General features: G+C 60.0%; 14 protein-coding genes. 1 reads left to right on the top strand and 13 read right to left on the bottom strand.

Annotation, left to right across the window (positions count from 1 at the left end):
- Positions 1 to 84: 84 nt before the first annotated feature.
- Together KW848_RS11680 and KW848_RS11675 are read right to left on the bottom strand one after the other, a co-directional pair.
- Positions 85 to 351, bottom strand: a complete 267-nt coding sequence (locus KW848_RS11680; protein WP_111449360.1) for a DUF6124 family protein — start codon at positions 349 to 351, stop codon at positions 85 to 87.
- A 510-nt stretch (positions 352 to 861) separates the two neighbouring features.
- Complete coding sequence (locus tag KW848_RS11675; protein ID WP_201183980.1) at positions 862 to 1,764, bottom strand: LysR family transcriptional regulator; 903 nt, start codon at positions 1,762 to 1,764, stop codon at positions 862 to 864.
- 118 nt (positions 1,765 to 1,882) lie between these two features.
- Here KW848_RS11675 and KW848_RS11670 point away from each other — a divergent pair, with 118 nt between their 5' ends.
- On the top strand, positions 1,883 to 3,157 hold the full coding sequence (locus KW848_RS11670) for an MFS transporter (protein ID WP_218536895.1): 1,275 nt from the start codon (positions 1,883 to 1,885) through the stop codon (positions 3,155 to 3,157).
- 189 nt (positions 3,158 to 3,346) lie between these two features.
- Here the strand turns inward: KW848_RS11670 and hemE are convergent, their stop codons facing one another.
- The 11 genes from hemE to KW848_RS11615 form a co-directional block, all read right to left on the bottom strand.
- Complete coding sequence (gene hemE / locus KW848_RS11665; RefSeq protein WP_008149581.1) at positions 3,347 to 4,414, bottom strand: uroporphyrinogen decarboxylase; 1,068 nt, start codon at positions 4,412 to 4,414, stop codon at positions 3,347 to 3,349.
- Positions 4,415 to 4,666: 252 nt separating this feature from the next.
- Positions 4,667 to 6,085, bottom strand: a complete 1,419-nt coding sequence (locus KW848_RS11660; RefSeq protein ID WP_008149580.1) for an FAD-dependent oxidoreductase — start codon at positions 6,083 to 6,085, stop codon at positions 4,667 to 4,669.
- Between the two features lie 33 nt (positions 6,086 to 6,118).
- Complete coding sequence (gene gltB / locus KW848_RS11655; RefSeq protein WP_218536894.1) at positions 6,119 to 10,564, bottom strand: glutamate synthase large subunit; 4,446 nt, start codon at positions 10,562 to 10,564, stop codon at positions 6,119 to 6,121.
- 350 nt (positions 10,565 to 10,914) lie between these two features.
- Positions 10,915 to 12,510 (bottom strand): SPOR domain-containing protein, encoded by a 1,596-nt coding sequence (locus tag KW848_RS11650; RefSeq protein WP_218536893.1) that lies wholly within the window; start codon positions 12,508 to 12,510, stop codon positions 10,915 to 10,917.
- A gap of 10 nt (positions 12,511 to 12,520) precedes the next feature.
- Positions 12,521 to 13,621, bottom strand: coding sequence for a 3-dehydroquinate synthase (gene aroB / locus KW848_RS11645; RefSeq protein ID WP_218536892.1), 1,101 nt, complete (start codon positions 13,619 to 13,621; stop codon positions 12,521 to 12,523).
- A 151-nt stretch (positions 13,622 to 13,772) separates the two neighbouring features.
- Positions 13,773 to 14,291 carry a shikimate kinase AroK gene (aroK, locus tag KW848_RS11640; RefSeq protein ID WP_010464421.1) on the bottom strand — a complete coding sequence of 173 codons (519 nt, stop codon included), beginning with the start codon at positions 14,289 to 14,291 and terminating at the stop codon, positions 13,773 to 13,775.
- A gap of 4 nt (positions 14,292 to 14,295) precedes the next feature.
- Positions 14,296 to 16,386, bottom strand: a complete 2,091-nt coding sequence (pilQ, locus tag KW848_RS11635) for a type IV pilus secretin PilQ (RefSeq protein WP_111449366.1) — start codon at positions 16,384 to 16,386, stop codon at positions 14,296 to 14,298.
- A gap of 13 nt (positions 16,387 to 16,399) precedes the next feature.
- Positions 16,400 to 16,927 (bottom strand): pilus assembly protein PilP, encoded by a 528-nt coding sequence (locus KW848_RS11630; protein WP_111449367.1) that lies wholly within the window; start codon positions 16,925 to 16,927, stop codon positions 16,400 to 16,402.
- On the bottom strand, positions 16,924 to 17,547 hold the full coding sequence (gene pilO, locus KW848_RS11625; protein WP_218536891.1) for a type 4a pilus biogenesis protein PilO: 624 nt from the start codon (positions 17,545 to 17,547) through the stop codon (positions 16,924 to 16,926). Before pilO ends, KW848_RS11630 begins: the two co-directional genes overlap by 4 nt.
- On the bottom strand, positions 17,544 to 18,110 hold the full coding sequence (locus tag KW848_RS11620; RefSeq protein WP_008149563.1) for a PilN domain-containing protein: 567 nt from the start codon (positions 18,108 to 18,110) through the stop codon (positions 17,544 to 17,546). The genes pilO and KW848_RS11620 overlap by 4 nt, the downstream gene beginning before the upstream one ends.
- Positions 18,110 to 19,174: a pilus assembly protein PilM gene (locus tag KW848_RS11615; protein WP_111449370.1), complete on the bottom strand. Its 1,065-nt coding sequence runs from the start codon at positions 19,172 to 19,174 to the stop codon at positions 18,110 to 18,112. Before KW848_RS11615 ends, KW848_RS11620 begins: the two co-directional genes overlap by 1 nt.
- Positions 19,175 to 19,352: the final 178 nt, after the last annotated feature.

Genomic DNA, 19,352 nt, shown 5'->3' with positions numbered 1-19,352 from the left:
GCTCTGCGATGGCTGGTTACCCAGGATCCTCAGAGTCTCACAAGTCCCTCTCGGGAAAGCAGGCAGTGTTAGCGCCCTGACGCACTAGGATGGATCGAGGTTATCCAGCACCCGATTCACCGCCAGCTCCCCCAGCATGATCGACTGTTGAATACCCAGCAGTGTGTTGCTTTGCGATCCTTCCAGATATCTCGCGAAATCGCTCGCCATGACGTTGGCTGATGCCAGCGATTCACAGGCGTATGCCAGCAGGGTGTGATTGTCGATATCGGGGGCGATGAGGAAGATTTTGCTTGGTTGGCGTGGAGCATCCGGATCGGTGTCCGGTGAGTTCGATTTATATTCACGCATCATTCGGGTCCTGGAGATTAGAGCTACCACCACATCCCTACTAATAAGATGAGGTGGTAGCTGTGCGCAGGTTAGTAGACCGGGGACCCGTGAGACCGGCGCGCTCGAGAGCGCCCTACGCACAGCCACCATAAAGTACAGGGATGGGGATACCTGACAATCTGATGCGCTATACGCCACGGGTAAACACGGGCTACTAAACCCGATCACTGGAGATCAGTGATGCGAACGAAGTTACCGATGGCCCCCAAAGCGCACAAGCCGGCGGATTCTGGAGTAGTTGTAGGCAATGCCGCAAGGCGCTGTGGCCTGTTCAAGGTAGTTCGGAAATGTCTTACACCCTTCAGCGAAGCGTCCGCTTTGGCATAGGCAACTGCACCCTTTTTGGTGGACTTGCGAACGCTTTCGCGAGCAAGCCCGCTCCCACAGGGATTTGCGGTGTGAAGTGATTTTTGTTCCACCCCCCATCCACTGTGGGAGCGGGCTTGCTCGCGAATGACTGCGAAGCAGTCACGCCTTCAGCGGCTCAACCTTTCGCGTCAACAACTCCACAAACGCCTTGGCCATCGGCGACTTCTGATCCTTGCGCTGCACCAGCCACACCGCCGACACGGCCTCAGGATCGAGCAGCGGCCGATAGACCACCCCATCGATGCGCATCCGCTGATAAGACGCCGGCAGCACCGAGACACCCAACCCCGCCGCCACCAGACCAATGATCGTCATCGCCTCGCCCGCCTCTTGGGCAAAGTGCGGACTGAAACCGGCATCCCGGGCCAGGCTGAGCAATTGTGCGTACAGACCACTGCCATAACTGCGTGGGAAAAATACGAAAGGCTCGAGGGCCAGGGCCGACAGAAACAAGCCTTCTTCACTATCGGTCACCAATGGATGCTTGGAGCTGAGCACCGCCACCAGTGGCTCACGCATCAGCTCCACCACGCTGAGCGAGTCCGGCAACCCAAGCGGCCGCATGATCCCGACTTCAATCGACTCATCCACCAGCGCATCCGCTACCTGAGTGCTGCTCATCTCCCGCAGGTTCAGGTGCACCGCCGGGAATCGCTGACGAAACGAAAAAATCGCCTGAGGGATGGTCGAGTTGAATGGCGCCGACGAGGTGAAGCCAATCTTCAGTTCGCCCAGCTCACCCAGCTGCGCCCGCCGTGCAACATCCGCCGCCTTGTCGACCTGTGCCAGCACCAGCCGCGCCTCTTCCAGAAACAGCCGGCCGGCTTCACTGAGCTCGACCCGACGATTGGTCCGCTCGAACAACCGCGCGCCCACCTCTTGCTCCAGCGCCTGAATCTGCTGGCTCAGGGGCGGTTGCGAGATGCCCAGCACCTGGGCGGCGCGGCCAAAGTGCAGCTCTTCGGCGACGGCGATGAAGTAGCGCAGGTGACGCAATTCCATGAAAACTCCATTAGGTCGTTAAACCTATCAAACAGGTCGAACAATATATTGGATTGAATCATTAGGCAGCTATATGCTTTTTTCATTGCCTGACCGGCTGCGCCCTCCGAGGTCCGAAGTGAAAACTGCTGTTGCTCCCCTTGCCCATGAAGTTCCGCCCGCAGCGGTGGACGATGTTGTCGCCGAATTAAAGGAGATCTACATCGAAAAAGGCACGCCGATGTTCATGCGCACGGTGCTGGCGCTGTTCTGCGGCGGCTTCGCGACCTTCGCCCTGCTTTACTGCGTGCAGCCGATGATGCCGCTGCTGTCTCATGAGTACGCCATCAACGCCGCCCAGAGCAGCCTGATCCTGTCGGTCGCCACCGGCATGCTCGCCATTGGTCTGCTGATCACCGGCCCGATCTCTGATCGCATCGGGCGCAAACCGGTGATGGTCGCCGCGCTGTTCGCTGCCGCGCTCTGCACAATCGCCAGTTCCATGATGCCGAGCTGGCACGGCGTGCTGGTGATGCGGGCGCTGATAGGGTTGTCATTGAGTGGCCTGGCAGCGGTTGCCATGACGTACTTGAGTGAAGAGATCCACCCGCAACACATCGGTCTGGCCATGGGTTTGTACATCGGCGGCAACGCGATTGGCGGGATGTGCGGACGCTTGATCACTGGCGTGCTGATCGACTTCGTCAGCTGGCACACAGCGATGCTGGTGATCGGCGGCCTGGCCCTGATCGCAGCGGCGGTGTTCTGGAAAATCCTTCCCGAGTCGCGCAACTTCCGCGCCCGCTCTTTGCACCCGCGCAGCCTGATTGACGGCTTCACCCTGCACTTTCGTGACGCCGGCCTGCCGCTGCTGTTCCTTGAAGCCTTCGTGCTGATGGGCGCGTTCGTCACCCTCTTCAACTACATCGGCTATCGCCTGCTGGCCGAGCCGTACCACATGGATCAGGCCTTCGTCGGGCTGCTCTCGGTGGTGTATCTGTCGGGTATCTACAGCTCAGCGAAAATCGGCTCGTTGGCCGACCAGCTCGGCCGCCGCAAAGTGCTATGGGCGACCATCGTGCTGATGATCGCCGGCCTTGCACTGACCATGTTGACGCCGCTGCCGGTGGTGATCATCGGCATGCTGATCTTCACCTTCGGCTTCTTCGGCGCCCATTCGGTGGCGAGTAGCTGGATTGGCCGCAGAGCTATCAAGGCCAAAGGGCAAGCATCGTCGCTTTATCTGTTCAGCTATTACGCCGGTTCGAGCATTGCGGGTACGGTGGGCGGGGTGTTCTGGCACTTGGGCGGGTGGAACGGAATCGGGTTGTTCATTGGCGGGTTGCTGGTGATTGCGCTGTTGGTGGCGTTGAAACTGGCGAAGTTGCCGCCGCTGGGTGGAGTAAAAGCCTGACGCGGAACCCTGTGGGAGCGGCGGTGCGACGATTCGACTTGCTCGCGAAAGCGGTGGGTCAGTCGACATCGATGTTTAATGTTCAACCGCTTTCGCGAGCAAGCCCGCTCCCACATTTTGACCGCGTACGATCCGATATCTCATACAAAAACGCCCGGCAAAAGCCGGGCGTTTTTTATTGGACGACGATCACTCGTGATACTGCGCCGACAGTTCATGCACCGCGCGCAGGAAGGCGCCGGCGTGTTCCGGGTCGACTTCAGGGGTGATGCCATGACCGAGGTTGAACACGTGGCCGCTGCCCTTGCCGTAGCTGGCAAGGATGCGACCGACTTCGGTGCGAATGGCTTCTGGCTTGGCATAGAGCACGGTCGGGTCCATGTTGCCTTGCAGGGCGACTTTGCTGCCGACGCGATCACGGGCACTGCCGATGTCGCAGGTCCAGTCCAGGCCTAGCGCGTCAGCGCCAGCATCAGCAATGCTTTCGAGCCACAGGCCGCCATTTTTGGTGAACAGGATGACCGGCACTTTACGGCCTTCATGTTCGCGGATCAGGCCGCTGACGATTTTGCGCATGTAGGCCAGGGAGAACTCCTGGTACGCCGCCGCCGAAAGGCTGCCGCCCCAACTGTCGAAGATCTGCACCGCTTGCGCCCCGGCCATGATCTGGCCGTTGAGGTAGCTGGTGACCGTCTGCGCGAGCTTGTCCAGCAGCAGGTGCAAGGCTTGCGGGTTGTCGTAGAGCATGGTTTTGGTCTTGCGGTAGTCTTTCGACGAGCCGCCTTCGACCATGTAGGTGGCCAGGGTCCATGGGCTGCCGGCGAAGCCGATCAGCGGCACGCGGCCGTTCAGTTCGCGGCGGATGGTGCTGACCGCGTCCATGACGTAGCCGAGGTCTTTGTGCGGATCAGGAATCGGCAGTGCTTCGATGTCAGCCATCGTGCTGATGACTTTCTTGAAGCGCGGACCTTCACCGGTTTCGAAGTACAGGCCCTGGCCCATGGCATCGGGGATGGTCAGGATGTCGGAGAACAGGATCGCCGCGTCCAGTTGTGGGTAGCGGTCGAGCGGCTGCATCGTGACTTCGCAAGCGAACTCCGGGTTCATGCACAGGCTCATAAAGTCGCCGGCCTTGGCACGGCTGGCGCGGTATTCCGGCAGGTAGCGACCGGCCTGACGCATCATCCAGACAGGCGTGACGTCTACGGGTTGCTTGAGCAGGGCGCGAAGGAAACGGTCGTTCTTCAGGGCAGTCATGTCGGCATCCGGAAAAAAAGTGCGGGCATTTTCTCAGAGCGCGACGCAAAAGGCACGGTTGCAGGTCAGCCTTTTGTCTATCGGGTCAATTTGTCGCGGTGGAATGCGCTATTTAGCAACACCCTGAAACCAATGTGGGAGCGGGCTTGCTCGCGAAGAGGCCGTCACATTCAACAGAGATGTTGACTGACAGACCGCCTTCGCGAGCAAGCCCGCTCCCACATTTGATCCCATTTCAAATCGAAATCGGATTTAGACGCCCAGGTAATCCAGGATCCCTTCGGCGGCATTGCGGCCTTCGAAGATCGCCGTCACCACCAGGTCAGAACCGCGAACCATGTCGCCACCGGCGAAGATTTTCGGGTTGCTGGTCTGGTGCTTGTACTGACCTTGTTCCGGGGCCACGACGCGGCCCTGGCTGTCGGTCTGGATGCTGTGCTGTTCAAACCACGACGCCGGGCTCGGACGGAAACCGAACGCGATGACCACGGCGTCGGCCGGGATGATCTCTTCGGAACCCGGGATCGGCTCGGGGCTGCGACGGCCACGGGCGTCCGGTTCGCCGAGACGGGTCTCGACCACCTTCACGCCTTCGACGCGGTCTTCACCGACGATCGCGATTGGCTGGCGGTTGTAGAGGAATTTCACGCCTTCTTCCTTGGCGTTCTTCACCTCTTTGCGCGAGCCCGGCATGTTCGCTTCGTCTCGACGATAAGCACAAGTCACCGATTTGGCGCCCTGGCGAATCGACGTACGGTTGCAGTCCATCGCCGTGTCGCCGCCACCCAGCACCACCACCTTCTTGCCTTTCATGTCGACGAAATCTTCCGGCGACTTTTCAAAGCCCAGGTTGCGATTGACGTTGGCGATCAGGAAGTCCAGCGCGTCATGCACGCCCGGCAAATCCTCACCGGCAAAGCCGCCCTTCATATAGGTGTAGGTGCCCATGCCCATGAACACGGCATCGTACTCTTCGAGCAGTTGCTCGACGGTCACGTCCTTGCCCACTTCGGTGTTCAGACGGAACTCGATGCCCATGCCGGTGAAGACTTCGCGACGATTGCTCAGCACGGTCTTTTCCAGCTTGAACTCGGGGATGCCGAAGGTCAGCAGACCGCCGATTTCCGGGTTCTTGTCGAACACCACCGGGGTCACGCCGCCGCGGACCAGCACGTCGGCACAGCCCAGGCCTGCCGGGCCTGCGCCGATCACCGCAACACGCTTGCCGGTCGGTATGACCTTGGACATGTCCGGGCGCCAGCCCATGGCGAACGCGGTATCGGTGATGTACTTCTCGACCGAACCGATGGTCACCGCGCCGAAACCGTCGTTGAGGGTGCAGGCACCCTCGCACAGACGATCCTGCGGGCACACCCGGCCGCACACTTCCGGCAGGGTGTTGGTCTGGTGCGACAGCTCGGCGGCCTGGAGGATGTTGCCCTCGGCCACCAGCTTCAGCCAGTTCGGAATGAAGTTGTGCACCGGGCACTTCCATTCGCAATACGGGTTACCGCAACCCAGGCAACGGTGGGCCTGATCGGCCGAGTGCTGGGGTTTGAAGGGTTCGTAGATCTCCACGAACTCTTTCTTGCGTTGACGCAACAGTTTCTTCTTCGGATCCTTGCGCCCGACATCGATGAACTGGAAGTCGTTATTCAGACGTTCAGCCATTGTTAAAACCTCATCAAACTCTTCAGGCGCATATCACTGCGGGTTGGCACGGGTGCTGGAAAGCAACGATTTCAGGTTGGCAGCCTTGGGCTTGACCAGCCAGAAACGACGCAGATAATCATCGAGGTTTTCAGCGAGGTTACGACCCCACTCGCTGTCGGTTTCCTCGACGTATTCGTTCAGCACGCGTTGCAGGTGGCTGCGATAGGCTTCCATCGCCTCACCGCTGATCCGCTGAATTTCCACCAGTTCGTGGTTGACCCGGTCAACGAAGGAGTTGTCCTGGTCGAGCACGTAGGCGAAACCGCCGGTCATGCCTGAGCCGAAGTTGTAACCGGTCTTGCCCAATACGCAGACGAAACCGCCGGTCATGTACTCGCAGCAGTGATCGCCCGTGCCTTCCACCACGGTGTGAGCACCGGAGTTACGCACGGCGAAACGCTCGCCCGCGGTACCGGCGGCGAACAGCTTGCCGCCAGTGGCGCCGTACAGGCAGGTGTTGCCGATGATGGCACTGTCCTGAGTCTTGTAGACGCTACCCTTCGGCGGAACGATGACCAGTTTGCCGCCGGTCATGCCTTTGCCGACGTAGTCGTTGGCGTCGCCTTCCAGGTACATGTTCAGGCCGCCGGCGTTCCACACACCGAAGCTCTGACCAGCCGTCCCTTTGAAGCGGAAGGTGATCGGTGCATTCGCCATGCCTTGGTTGCCATGCTTGCGAGCGATTTCACCGGAGATCCGCGCGCCGATCGAACGGTCGCAGTTGCAGATATCCAGGGCGAAATCGGCGCCGCTCATGTCGTTGATGGCCGAGGTGGCCATGTCGACCATTTTCTCGGCCAGCAGGCCTTTGTCGAACGGTGGGTTGCGGTCGACCTGGCAGAACTGAGGCTTGTCTGTCGGGATGTGATCGCTGCCCAGCAACGGGGTCAGGTCCAGGTGTTGCTGCTTGGCGGTCTGGCCTTCGAGGATGTCCAGCAGATCGGTACGACCGATCAGCTCTTCGAGGGAGCGCACGCCCAGTTTGGCCAGCCACTCACGGGTTTCCTCGGCGACGTAGGTGAAGAAATTCACCACCATGTCGACGGTCCCGATGTAGTGATCCTTGCGCAGCTTCTCGTTCTGAGTCGCGACGCCGGTGGCGCAGTTGTTCAGGTGGCAGATACGCAGGTATTTGCAGCCCAGCGCGATCATTGGCGCGGTGCCGAAGCCGAAGCTTTCAGCGCCGAGGATCGCTGCCTTGATCACGTCGAGGCCGGTTTTCAAGCCGCCGTCGGTTTGTACCCGCACTTTGCCGCGCAGGTCGTTGCCGCGCAGGGTCTGGTGAGTTTCGGCCAGGCCGAGTTCCCACGGAGCGCCCGCGTATTTGATCGAGGTCAGCGGCGACGCACCGGTGCCGCCGTCGTAGCCGGAAATGGTGATCAAGTCCGCGTAGGCCTTGGCCACACCGGCAGCGATAGTGCCGACGCCCGCTTCTGCAACCAGCTTCACCGAGACCAGGGCCTTCGGGTTGACCTGTTTCAGGTCGAAAATCAGCTGCGACAAATCTTCGATCGAATAAATGTCGTGGTGCGGTGGAGGCGAGATCAGGGTCACGCCCGGCACTGCGTAACGCAGCTTGGCGATCAGACCGTTGACCTTGCCGCCTGGCAGCTGACCACCTTCGCCGGGCTTGGCGCCCTGAGCGACTTTGATCTGCAGCACTTCAGCGTTGACCAGGTACTCCGGGGTCACACCGAAACGGCCAGTCGCGACCTGCTTGATTTTCGAGCTCTTGATGGTGCCGTAACGCGCCGGGTCTTCGCCGCCTTCGCCGGAGTTGGAACGCGCACCGAGGCGGTTCATCGCTTCGGCGAGGGCTTCGTGAGCTTCCGGCGACAAGGCGCCGAGGGAGATGCCCGCGGAGTCAAAGCGCTTGAGCACCGATTCCAGCGGTTCGATCTCGCTGATGTCCAGCGGCGTGTCCAGGGTTTTGACCTTGAACAAATCGCGAATCATCGACACCGGACGGTTGTCCACCAGCGCCGTGTATTCCTTGAACTTGCTGTAGTCGCCCTGCTGCACAGCGGCTTGCAGGGTGTTTACCACGTCCGGGTTGTACGCGTGATATTCGCCACCGTGGACGAACTTCAGCAAACCGCCCTGCTGGATTGGCTTGCGCGGGCTCCAGGCTTCGGCAGCCAGGGCTTTCTGCTCGGCTTCGATGTCGACGAAACGCGCACCTTTGATGCGGCTCGGAACGCCACGGAAGCTCAGCTCGCAGACTTCTTCGGACAGGCCGATGGCTTCAAACAGCTGCGCACCGCGGTACGACGTGATGGTCGAGATGCCCATCTTCGACAGGATCTTCAGCAGACCTTTGGTGATGCCTTTGCGGTAGTTCTTGAACACCTCATAGAGGTCGCCCAGCACTTCACCGGTACGGATCAGGTCGCCCAGCACTTCGTAGGCCAGGAACGGATAGACCGCCGAGGCACCAAAACCGATCAACACGGCGAAGTGATGCGGATCGCGAGCCGTCGCGGTTTCCACGAGGATGTTGGAGTCGCAACGCAGGCCTTTTTCGGTCAAGCGGTGGTGCACCGCGCCGGTGGCCAGGGAAGCGTGGATCGGCAATTTGCCCGGGGCAATGTGACGGTCACTCAGCACGACCTGGGTGCGACCGGAGCGCACGGCTTCTTCAGCCTGATCGGCAACGTTGCGGATCGCCGCTTCGAGGCCGACGCTTTCGTCGTAGTTGAGGTCGATGATCGCGCGCTCGAAGCCCGGACGATCGAGGTTCATCAGCGAGCGCCACTTGGCCGGAGAAATGACCGGCGAGCTGAGGATCACACGCGAGGCGTGTTCCGGCGACTCCTGGAAGATGTTGCGCTCGGCACCGAGGCAGATCTCCAGCGACATGACGATGGCTTCACGCAGCGGGTCGATCGGCGGGTTGGTGACCTGCGCGAACTGCTGGCGGAAATAGTCGTACGGCGTGCGCACGCGCTGGGACAGCACGGCCATCGGCGTATCGTCGCCCATCGAGCCGACGGCTTCGTAGCCTTGCTCGCCGAGCGGACGCAGCACCTGATCACGTTCTTCGAAAGTGACCTGGTACATCTTCATGTACTGCTTGAGCTGGTCGACGTCGTAGAACGCCGAACCGTGGTCGTTGTCTTCCATGGTCGCCTGGATGCGCAGGGCATTCTTGCGCAGCCATTGCTTGTACGGATGACGCGACTTCAAGCGGTTGTCGATGGCGTCGGTGTCGAGGATCTGGCCGGTTTCGGTGTCCACGGCGAAGATCTGACCCGGGCCAACGCGGCCCTTGGCGATCACGTCTTCAGGCTGGTAGTTCCAGACACCGATTTCCGAGGCCAGGGTAATAAAGCCGTTTTTGGTGGTGACCCAACGCGCCGGACGCAGACCGTTACGGTCGAGCAGGCACACCGCGTAACGACCGTCGGTCATTACCACGCCGGCCGGGCCGTCCCACGGCTCCATGTGCATGGAGTTGTATTCGTAGAATGCACGCAGGTCCGGGTCCATGGTTTCGACGTTCTGCCACGCAGGCGGAATGATCATCCGCACGCCACGGAACAGGTCGATGCCACCGGTGACCATCAGCTCGAGCATGTTGTCCATGCTGGAGGAGTCGGAACCGACACGGTTGACCAGCGGGCCGAGTTCTTCCAGGTCCATCAGGTCATTGGTGAACTTGGTGCGACGGGCCACGGCCCAGTTGCGGTTACCGGTGATGGTGTTGATTTCGCCGTTGTGGGCGAGGAAGCGGAACGGCTGAGCCAGCGGCCATTTCGGCAGGGTGTTGGTCGAGAAGCGCTGGTGGAACACGCAAATCGAGGTCTGCAGGCGCTGGTCGCTGAGGTCTGGATAGAAGGCGGTCAAATCCGCCGGCATCATCAGGCCTTTATAAATGATGGTCTTGTGCGAAAAGCTGCAGACGTAGTGATCGGCGTCGGCGGCGTTGGCCACGGACGAGCGACGACGGGAGGTGAACAGCTTGACGGCCATGTCCTGATCGCTCAGGCCATCACCGGCGATGAACACTTGTTCGATCTGCGGCAGGCGCTCAAGGGCCAGGCGACCGAGGACGCTGGTGTCGATCGGCACTTTGCGCCAGCCGACGAGGGTCAGGCCAGCAGCGAGGATCTCGCGGTTCATGTTCTCGCGAGCGGCTTCGGCTTTGACCGGGTCCTGGTTGAAGAAGACCATGCCCACTGCATATTGCTTGGGCAGTTCGACGCCGAAGGTTTCCTGGGCGATGGCTCGCAGGAACACATCCGGCTTTTGAATCAGCAGACCGCAACCGTCACCGGTCTTGCCGTCGGCGTTGATCCCACCGCGGTGGGTCATGCAGGTCAGGGCCTCGATGGCCGTTTGCAAAAGGGTATGACTGGGCTCGCCCTGCATATGGGCTATCAGGCCGAAACCGCAGTTATCCTTGAATTCATCTGGTTGGTACAGACCTGCTTTCATAGACACTTTCTCACCAGGCTGCCTCTTGTCGAGGCAAATTTCTTTTCAATTCAACCACTTACCATCCGCGCCGAACGTACGCCAGCTTTGCGGGGGCAAAAGGGAGGTCATTGTACACACCGACACGGAGGCTCACAAATTTGACGACGAACTGTCGCAAATCTATGTCGCATTTGTGAAAGGTTTAAAGCGATATGCTGTGCTAGTCAAAACTTTTTTAATTTTGACCGCAACGACTCAAAGACTACTGTGACGCAGACACCACAAGGCACGCGGCCTGTAGAGGCGGCGCGCACTTGCAGAAATTTTGAGGTGCTTGGAGAGGCGGCCTGGGTAAGGCCGCCGAATCTTCAGCGAGTTGTTGCCAGTTCCTGTTGGACGCTGGCGACAGTGCGAGGCCAAGGTTTACCAGCCTGAACCTTCGCTGGCAAGGCCTTGATGGCGGTAACGGCTGCATCGCGGTTGGCGAAGCTACCGTAAGTGATGACGTAAAGCGGCTTGCCGTTGAGGACTTTCTTGAAATAACGGTACTCGCCGCCCTGCTCCTTGACGAAGGATTGCGCGGCCGCTTCGGAGCTGGTGCCGAGGATCTGCACCACATAGTTACCCGGCGCTTGCGCTGAGTACCAGGTGCCGCCAGCGGCCTTGGCCACGGTGGCTGGTTTCTCGGCAGGCTTGGCGGCAGCGGCGACGGCTGGTTTGGCTGGCACTGGAGCCGGCTTCACGGCAGGCGCAACCGGGACTGGCTTGGCCGTCGCGACCTGAGTCGGCGCAGGCACAGGCTTGGCGGCAGGTGTCGGTGCCGGGCCAGGCTGGACGCCCGCAGGCGGCGCTGTGGTAGTCACGGTCGGCGGCGTAGCGCTCGAGCCTTCGACCGGCACACCGTCATCGCCTTCGGTGATGCCACCGGCGGCTTCGGCCAGCGGACCGCGCATGACCGGCTGCGAGTTGCCGACCAGCGGCAATGGCATCGGTTGCGAGTTACCGGCGAATTCGACGGCAGGCGCGCCGCCGCTGTTAGGTTGTGGCGTGCCCTGACCGAGCGGCAGTTGCGCCTGTTCGTTGGCAGGTGCGCCAGTGGTCGGTGCTTTGCTGCGACCCGGCATCAACCAGGCGGCGGCTACCGCAACCACGACAACAGCGGAAATCGCCAATACGTGTTTCTTCGGCATGTTGAACCCCATACTTGGACGCTTCACCGCTGAGCGGCTGGCAATCATGGCTTCGATCATCGCATCGCGGGCAACCTGGTTGATGGTGCCAGGCCAACCGTCGGAGCTTTCGTGAATATCAGAGATCTGATCTGCGGTGAAAAGTTCGATACCCCGGCCGGCGCCTTCGAGTCGCTGGTCCAGATATTCGCGGGTTTCTTCTTCGGTGTAAGGCTGCAATTCGATGACGTGGAAACGCTCTTCCTCGAGGCTCAGCGCATCCAGTTGAGCAATCAACGACGACTCGCCGAACAGGAACACATGCGGGCGACCTTCCGGTGCACCGGCGGCCAGGGCCAGCAAGGCTTCCAGCGCGGACTCGTCGAGTTGCTCGGCGTCATCCACCAGCAGATAGACTTCCTGCCCCGTCAGTGCAAGTTGCACCACTTGAGCCAGAATCGCGCCGATCTCGGCCTGGGCGACGTTCAGCGCCTGAGCCACCTGACGCAGCACGCCGGCCGCGTCACCGGCGCCACGGGCGGAAACAACCACGCTCTGCACCGACTGTTTGTTGGTGCTGGCCACCAGGGCCTGACGCAACAGCGTCTTGCCACTGCCTTGCGGGCCGGTGACGACCAGCAACAACTGACTGTAGCGTGCCAGGTGATGCAGTTGCCCCAGCACCGGTTTGCGCTGGGCCGGGAAGAATTTGAAGCCAGGCACCCGTGGAGAAAAAGGGTCATGACTCAACTGGTAATGGCCGAGGAAAGCCTCGTCGGCGTGCAAACTAGTCATCGGGATCTTATTAACCTTTAAGCTGAGCCAGAGCGCGGTAATCCGCTCCCAGCGTGGCCTGTAAAACCTCTTTCGGATAATCGTCGGTCACCACCGCTTCGCCAATGTGGCGCAGCAGCACCAGGCGCAAACGACCGTCGATCACTTTCTTGTCAATTGCCATGTGTTCGAGAAAATCGGCTTCAGTCATCTCTTCAGGCGGGATAACCGGGAGGCCGGCACGCTGGAACAGACGAATGCCGCGATCGCGCTCTTGCTCGCTGATCCAGCCCAGGCGCGCGGACATTTCCAAGGCCATTACGGTGCCAGCAGCGACCGCCTCACCATGTAGCCAGACACCATAGCCCATGTGGGTTTCGATGGCGTGGCCGAAGGTATGACCCAGGTTAAGCGTGGCGCGAACACCGGTCTCCCGTTCGTCGGCACCGACCACCGCAGCCTTGGCCGCGCAAGAGCGCTCGATGGCGTAAGTCAGAGCTACTTGATCCAGAGCACGCAGGCGATCAACGTTTTCTTCGAGCCAGGTCAGAAACGGCTCGTCGCAGATCAGCCCGTATTTGATGACTTCAGCAAGCCCGGCGGAGAGTTCGCGGGCCGGCAGGGTATTGAGGGTCGCGGTATCAATCAGCACCACGTTCGGCTGATAGAAAGCGCCAACCATGTTCTTGCCCAGCGGATGGTTGATCCCGGTCTTGCCGCCCACCGAAGAGTCGACTTGCGACAGCAGCGTGGTCGGAATCTGGATGAAATCGACACCACGCTGGTAACAGGCGGCAGCAAAACCGGCCATGTCACCAATCACGCCGCCACCGAGGGCGATGACCGTGGTACGGCGGTCGTGCCGCGCGGTCAGCAGACCATCGAAAATCAGTTGCAGGGTTTCCCAGGTCTTGAACGCTTCGCCGTCCGGCAGCACCACGGAAACTACCGAGAACTGTGCGAGGCTGCGGGTCAGACGCTCGAGATAGAGCGGCGCAACGGTCTCGTTGGAGATGATCGCCACTTGCCGTCCGCGGATGTGCGGGGCCAGCAGCTCAGGCTGATCCAACAAACCTTCGCCAATATGAATCGGGTAGCTGCGCTCGCCTAGATCGACCTTGAGTGTCTGCATGTGTCCCCACAGTGAAGATGGAATCAGGCGTCCTGCCTTGAGTTAACGAATGTCCACGGCGTCTGCTGGTATGACGCCGCTCGGTAGCCATCTGCCACAACCTTGAGCGGCCATGACAGGACGCCGAGGATAGCGCATTTCGCGCTGCGCTTTAACGGGGAGGTAGCTGCTGCAAGCGTTCGAGAATATCGAGCACCACCATTCGCGGCGGCCGCTCATCGGTTTCCACCACCAGATCGGCGATTTCCCGATAAAGCGGATCGCGGATCGCCAGCAGATCCCGAAGGGTCTTGGCCGGATCGGCGGTACGCAACAGGGGTCGATTGCGATCGCGGGACGTGCGGCCCACCTGCTGCTCGACAGACGCATGCAGATAAACCACCCGCCCGCCGGCGTGCAGCGCCCGGCGATTGGCCTCGCGCATCACCGCGCCGCCACCGGTCGCCAGCACCACGCCGTCGCACCCGCACAGTTCGGCGATCATCGCCTGCTCGCGGTCACGAAAGCCCGGCTCGCCTTCCTTATCGAAAATCCACGGGATATTGGCGCCCGTGCGCAATTCAATTTCCTTATCGGAATCTTTGAACGGCAGGCGCAGCTCTTTGGCCAGCAACCGGCCGATGGTGCTTTTTCCAGCCCCCATCGGTCCAACAAGAATCAAATTTCGCACAGAATCAATGACTCACAGCAATCGCCTGGTTATTCATGATACGCGGAGTGAGAAATACCAGCAGCTCGGATTTTTTCTCCGAAACCACGTCACGCCGGAAAAGGCGGCCAAGATACGGCACATCACCGAGAAATGGCACCTTATCTACAACCTTGCTCTGAGTATTTGAGAAAACCCCGCCAATCACGATGGTCTCGCCGTCGTTGACCAGGACCTTGGCATTGACCTCGTTTTTCTTGATCGGCGGCACATCCTGCACCTTGTTCAGGTAGTCCGGTTCGTCCTTGGTGACCTTGACCTCCATGATGATCCGGTTGTCCGGAGTGATCTGCGGCGTCACTTCCAGAGACAGCGAGGCCTCCTTGAACGACACCGAGGTAGCGCCGCTGGAGCTGGCTTCCTGATAGGGAATCTCTGTGCCCTTGAGGATTTTCGCGGTTTCCTTGTCCGAGGTGACCACCTTGGGCTGCGAGACGATTTCGCCGTTGCCGGTTTTTTCCATGGCCGTCAGCTCAAGATCCAGCAGCACATTGTCAGTGATGAAAGCGATGCCGAGCCCCGAGGTGTTGCCGGCGGCGCCCAGGTCGACGAACGGCGAGTTGGTGCTGGTGCTGCCAGGCGTACCGATGGTCGATGAAGCATTCGCCCCATTATTGCTGACGCCTGAGGTGTTCCAGTTGCCCTTGTTCTGCATCGATCCACCCCAGCGCACGCCGAGGCTTTTGTCATAGTCGACGTTGGCTTCAACGATGCGCGCCTCGATCATCACCTGACGCACCGGAATATCCAGTTGCGCGACGATACGGCGCAGTTCGTCGAGGCGATCCTGGGTCTGGTAGGCAATGATGTTGTTGGTCCGCTCATCCACCGTGATCGAGCCCCGCTCGTCGGCTTTTGCCTCGGCACTGGTCACCGACTGGAACAGCTTGGCGATATCGGCAGCTTTGGCGTAGTTGACCTGCAACAGCTCGCGACGCAGGGGGGCCAGGTCGGCGATTTGCTTCTGTGACTCCAGCTCCTGACGCTCGCGGGCGGAGATTTCATCGGCCGGCGCCACCAACAAAACATTACCGATCTTGCGCTTATCCAGGCCCTTGGTTTTCAACACCAGATCCAGCGCCTGATCCCACGGCACGTTCTGCAAACGCAGCGTGATGCCGCCCTGCACCGTGTCGCTGGCCACCAGATTGAGGTTGGTGAAATCGGCGATCAGTTGCAGCACCGAACGCACATCAATGTCCTGGAAATTCAGCGAGAGCTTTTCACCGGTGTAGGCGAAGCGTTCGGTGTTGCGTTTCTGCAGGTCATCGACGGTCATCGGCCGGATGCTGACAGTCAGCTTGTTGTCGGTCTGGTAAGTCGAATAATCGAAGGCGCCGCTGGGTTCAATGCTGATCGTGGCCCGATCACCCGTGGCGCTGGCGTTGACGAACTGCACCGGGGTGGCGAAATCCTTGACGTCCAGACGCACACGCAACGGTTCAGGCAATTGAGTCTTGGGGAAACCGAGGATGATCTTGCCGTCGCGCTCCTGAATGTCCGGGGCGATGGAAGGATCCGACAGATCGATGACCACATTGCCTTCGCCCTGGGTGCCGCGCTGGAAATCCACACCCCGGATGGCCTTGCCTACGGGCGCATAGGCTTTCGCCGGGGCTGGCGTTGCAGTCGCTGTGCGCGGGGTTTTTGGCGCCGGGCTGGAGGCCGTTTTGTTGGCGCCTTGCCCGACCACCACGAACAGCGTGTTGCCTTCGACCCGTGCGTTGTACGGCGTCAACTGGGTCAGATTGATGATCAGCCGCGTACGATCCTTGGCTTGCACCACCGTAGCGCTGCGGGCATTTCCGCCACCCAGCTCACGACTTTTGCTTTTTAGCTGACTGACAACGCCAGGCAGATCCAGCGCAATCCGTGCAGGCGATTCCGTGGTGTAACCGTGAGGCGACGGTGGCGGCTCATCGAACGACAACTTCAACTCGACGCGGCCCCCCGGCAGCGCCGCAACATCCAGCGCTTTGAGGTTGGCCGCTAGCACCATCGGCGACAGCAACGCTATCCATAGCGAAATACCGAAGGTTGAGAAAATCCTGTTCATTTTTCGAGTTCCACTATGAGTGCTCTTTCAAAGGGATGGTCCGCGGCCGCTCCAGCCAGGCGCCTTCGCCGTCGGGAACGATTTCGACCACATCGACCTGCGAGCTACTGATGGCGACGATCCGCCCATCGTTACGCCCCAGGTAATCGCCGACTTTCAACCGATGTACCCCGCCCGCCCCGCGCAGCAGCGCAAAGGAGCCGGTCGCATTGGCGATCGTTCCGACCATTTCAAACTGCTCGATGTTGAAACCTTCGAGGTACTGTTTGACCCGGTTCGGGTCAGGTTTGACGTTGCGCGAGCCGTGTTTCTGGCCGGCCAGATCGACTCTGATCTGCCGGGAAAACGGGCTTCGCAGGTTGGCGGCGCTGTAGGTGAATGTTGGGTAAGACCGAAATGTCGGCGTTGGTTCAATCTTGCCGGGCGCACGCAAACGCATTTCGTTCATGTACGCGTCCAGGTCGCTGAAGTCATTGTCGCTGCCGCAACCGGCCAGGCTGGCGACCAACACAACCATCGAAAAACAACGAGTCGGGCTCATTTTTGCAGCCCCTTGTCGTTGTAGCGGTAAGTCTTGGCGAGGATGCTCATGCGCAACTTCGGACCACCTTCCGGGCTGGCCGGCGCAAGGTCGAAGTCATGCAGGGTGACAATCCGTGGCAGCCCGGCGACTCCGCTGACGAAGGTGGCCAGGTCATGATAGGCACCGGTGACGGTGATTTGGATCGGCAGTTCGATGTAGAACTGCTGCGTGTTCTCCGGCAGCAGTTTGATCTCTTCGAACTCCAGGCCACTGCCCAGGCCGGTGCGCGTGATGTCCTCCAGCAGGCCGGGCACTTCGGTGTCACTGGGCAATTGCCGCAGCAGCACGCCAAAGGAGTTCTCCATTTCCTTCATCTGCTGCGTATACAGCTCCAGATTCGCCGCCATATGGGCTTTGTCGGCGAATTGCTCCTTGAGGGTCGACTCTTCCTCGCGCTTGAGTTCGAGCTGGCTCTGAAGGTCGCTGATGGAAAAACTGTAGCCCAGTGAAAACACCAGAATCATGAGCAGGATACCCGCCAGTGCCTTGATGGCTGGCGGCCAGGAACCCATGTTATTGGTGTCCAGGTCATTGATGTCGATCTTGCGCAGGCCTTCGAACCAGTCAGACAGCCTCATTTGCCGCCCTCCGTAGCGGCGGGCTGAGCCTGGCGAACGGTCAGCTGAAAGACGTTGGCCTGATCCAGCTGACCGGCGGTCGTCGCTTTGACTTCCGTGAGGCTGGGCGCATCAAACCAATCGGACGCATCCAGATTGCGCATCAGGTCTGACACACGATTGTTGGACTCCGCCGCCCCCGTGATGGACAAGGACTTGCCGGCCATTTTCACCTCAGTGAAATACACGCCGTCAGGCAGCGTCCGCGCCAGTTGATCGAAAATACGCCCGCTGATCGGCCGGTTGCCTTGCAGGTCCTGGATGATGCGCATGCGCTCGACCAATTGCTGGCGACGGGCCTTCAAATCGCTGATCTGTTTAATCCGCTCGTCGACCACGGCAATCTGTTTGCCGATGTAATCGTTACGAGCCACTTGCCGATCGATAGCGCCACTGATGGCCTGGTTCGCGATCAACACCGCGCCCACGGCCCCCACCATCACACCGACCAGTGTCAGCAAAAAGCGTTTGCGGCGCGCTTCACGCAGTTCTTCACGCCAGGGTAAAAGATTGATCCGCGCCATCAGTCGAAACTCCTGAGGGCCAGCCCGCAGGCGATCATCAGTGCCGGCGCATCGCTGGCCAGGGCACCGGCGTTGACCTTGCTGCTCAGGGTCATGTCGGAGAAGGGATTGGCCACTTGCGTCGGCGTTCCCAATCGTTGCTCGATCAACCGGTCCAGCCCTGGGACCGATGCGGTACCGCCGGCCAACAGAATGTGATCAACCGAGTTGTACTGACCGGAGGCGAAGAAAAACTGCAACGAGCGCGACACCTGCTGCACCAGCGCGTCGCGAAACGGCTGCAGCACCTCACTGACGTAATCGTCCGGCAAACCACCCTGCTTCTTCGCCAGCCCCGCCTGCTCAATGGTCAGGCCATAACGTCGCTGGATTTCCTCCGTCAATTGACGACCACCGAACAATTGCTCCCGGGTGTAGATGATCCGCCCCTGATGCAGCACGCTCAGAGTGGTCATGGTGGCGCCGATATCGACTACCGCTACCGTCAGACGCTCTTGAGAGGCAGCCAGCTGGCTCGCCAGCAATCCGTAGGAACGCTCCAGCGCATAAGCCTCGACGTCGACCACGCGGGCTGTCAGACCGGCCAGGGCCAGGGCCGCTTCCCGGACTTCGACGTTTTCCTTGCGACAGGCCGCCAGCAGCACATTGACTCGCTCGGGATTGCGCGCAGAAACGCCCTGAACCTCAAAGTCGATGGCCACTTCGTCCAATGGATAAGGGATGTATTGATCGGCCTCGATCTTCAGCTGGTTTTCCATTTCATCGTCGGAAAGACCGGCGTCCATCTCGATGGTCTTGGTAATCACCGCCGAACCGGCCACGGCCACGGCGACGTTCTTGAGGTTGGTCCTGGCCTTGAGCAGCACGCGCGCGAGTGCCTGCCCTACGCCTTCGAGCTCGGCGATATTTTTCTCGACCACAGCGTTAGTGGGTAAAGGTTCCACCGCATAGGCCTCGACCCGATAACGGTCGCCTTGGCGGCTTAGCTCCAGAAGCTTGACCGATGTGGAGCTGATGTCGATCCCCAGAAGCGTATTGGCCTTTTTATTAAAGAGTCCTAGCACTACCAATTCCCTATGACTATCCGTGTCTTACGGACTCTGTAATATCAGTTGCGTTCAAACCACCCGTCTTGACAGCAGCGCAAATGACGCCCTCGGCGGAAAAATGCTTATAATGCCCAGCGTTTTTTTTCCGGTTTTTACTTCAAGCGCGGGTCGTTCCCTGTTTATCTGAACCCTG

It is taken from the genome of Pseudomonas sp. PDM25, assembly GCF_019219045.1.
GTDB lineage: Bacteria > Pseudomonadota > Gammaproteobacteria > Pseudomonadales > Pseudomonadaceae > Aquipseudomonas.
This window is presented reverse-complemented; position numbering and strand designations above follow the sequence as displayed.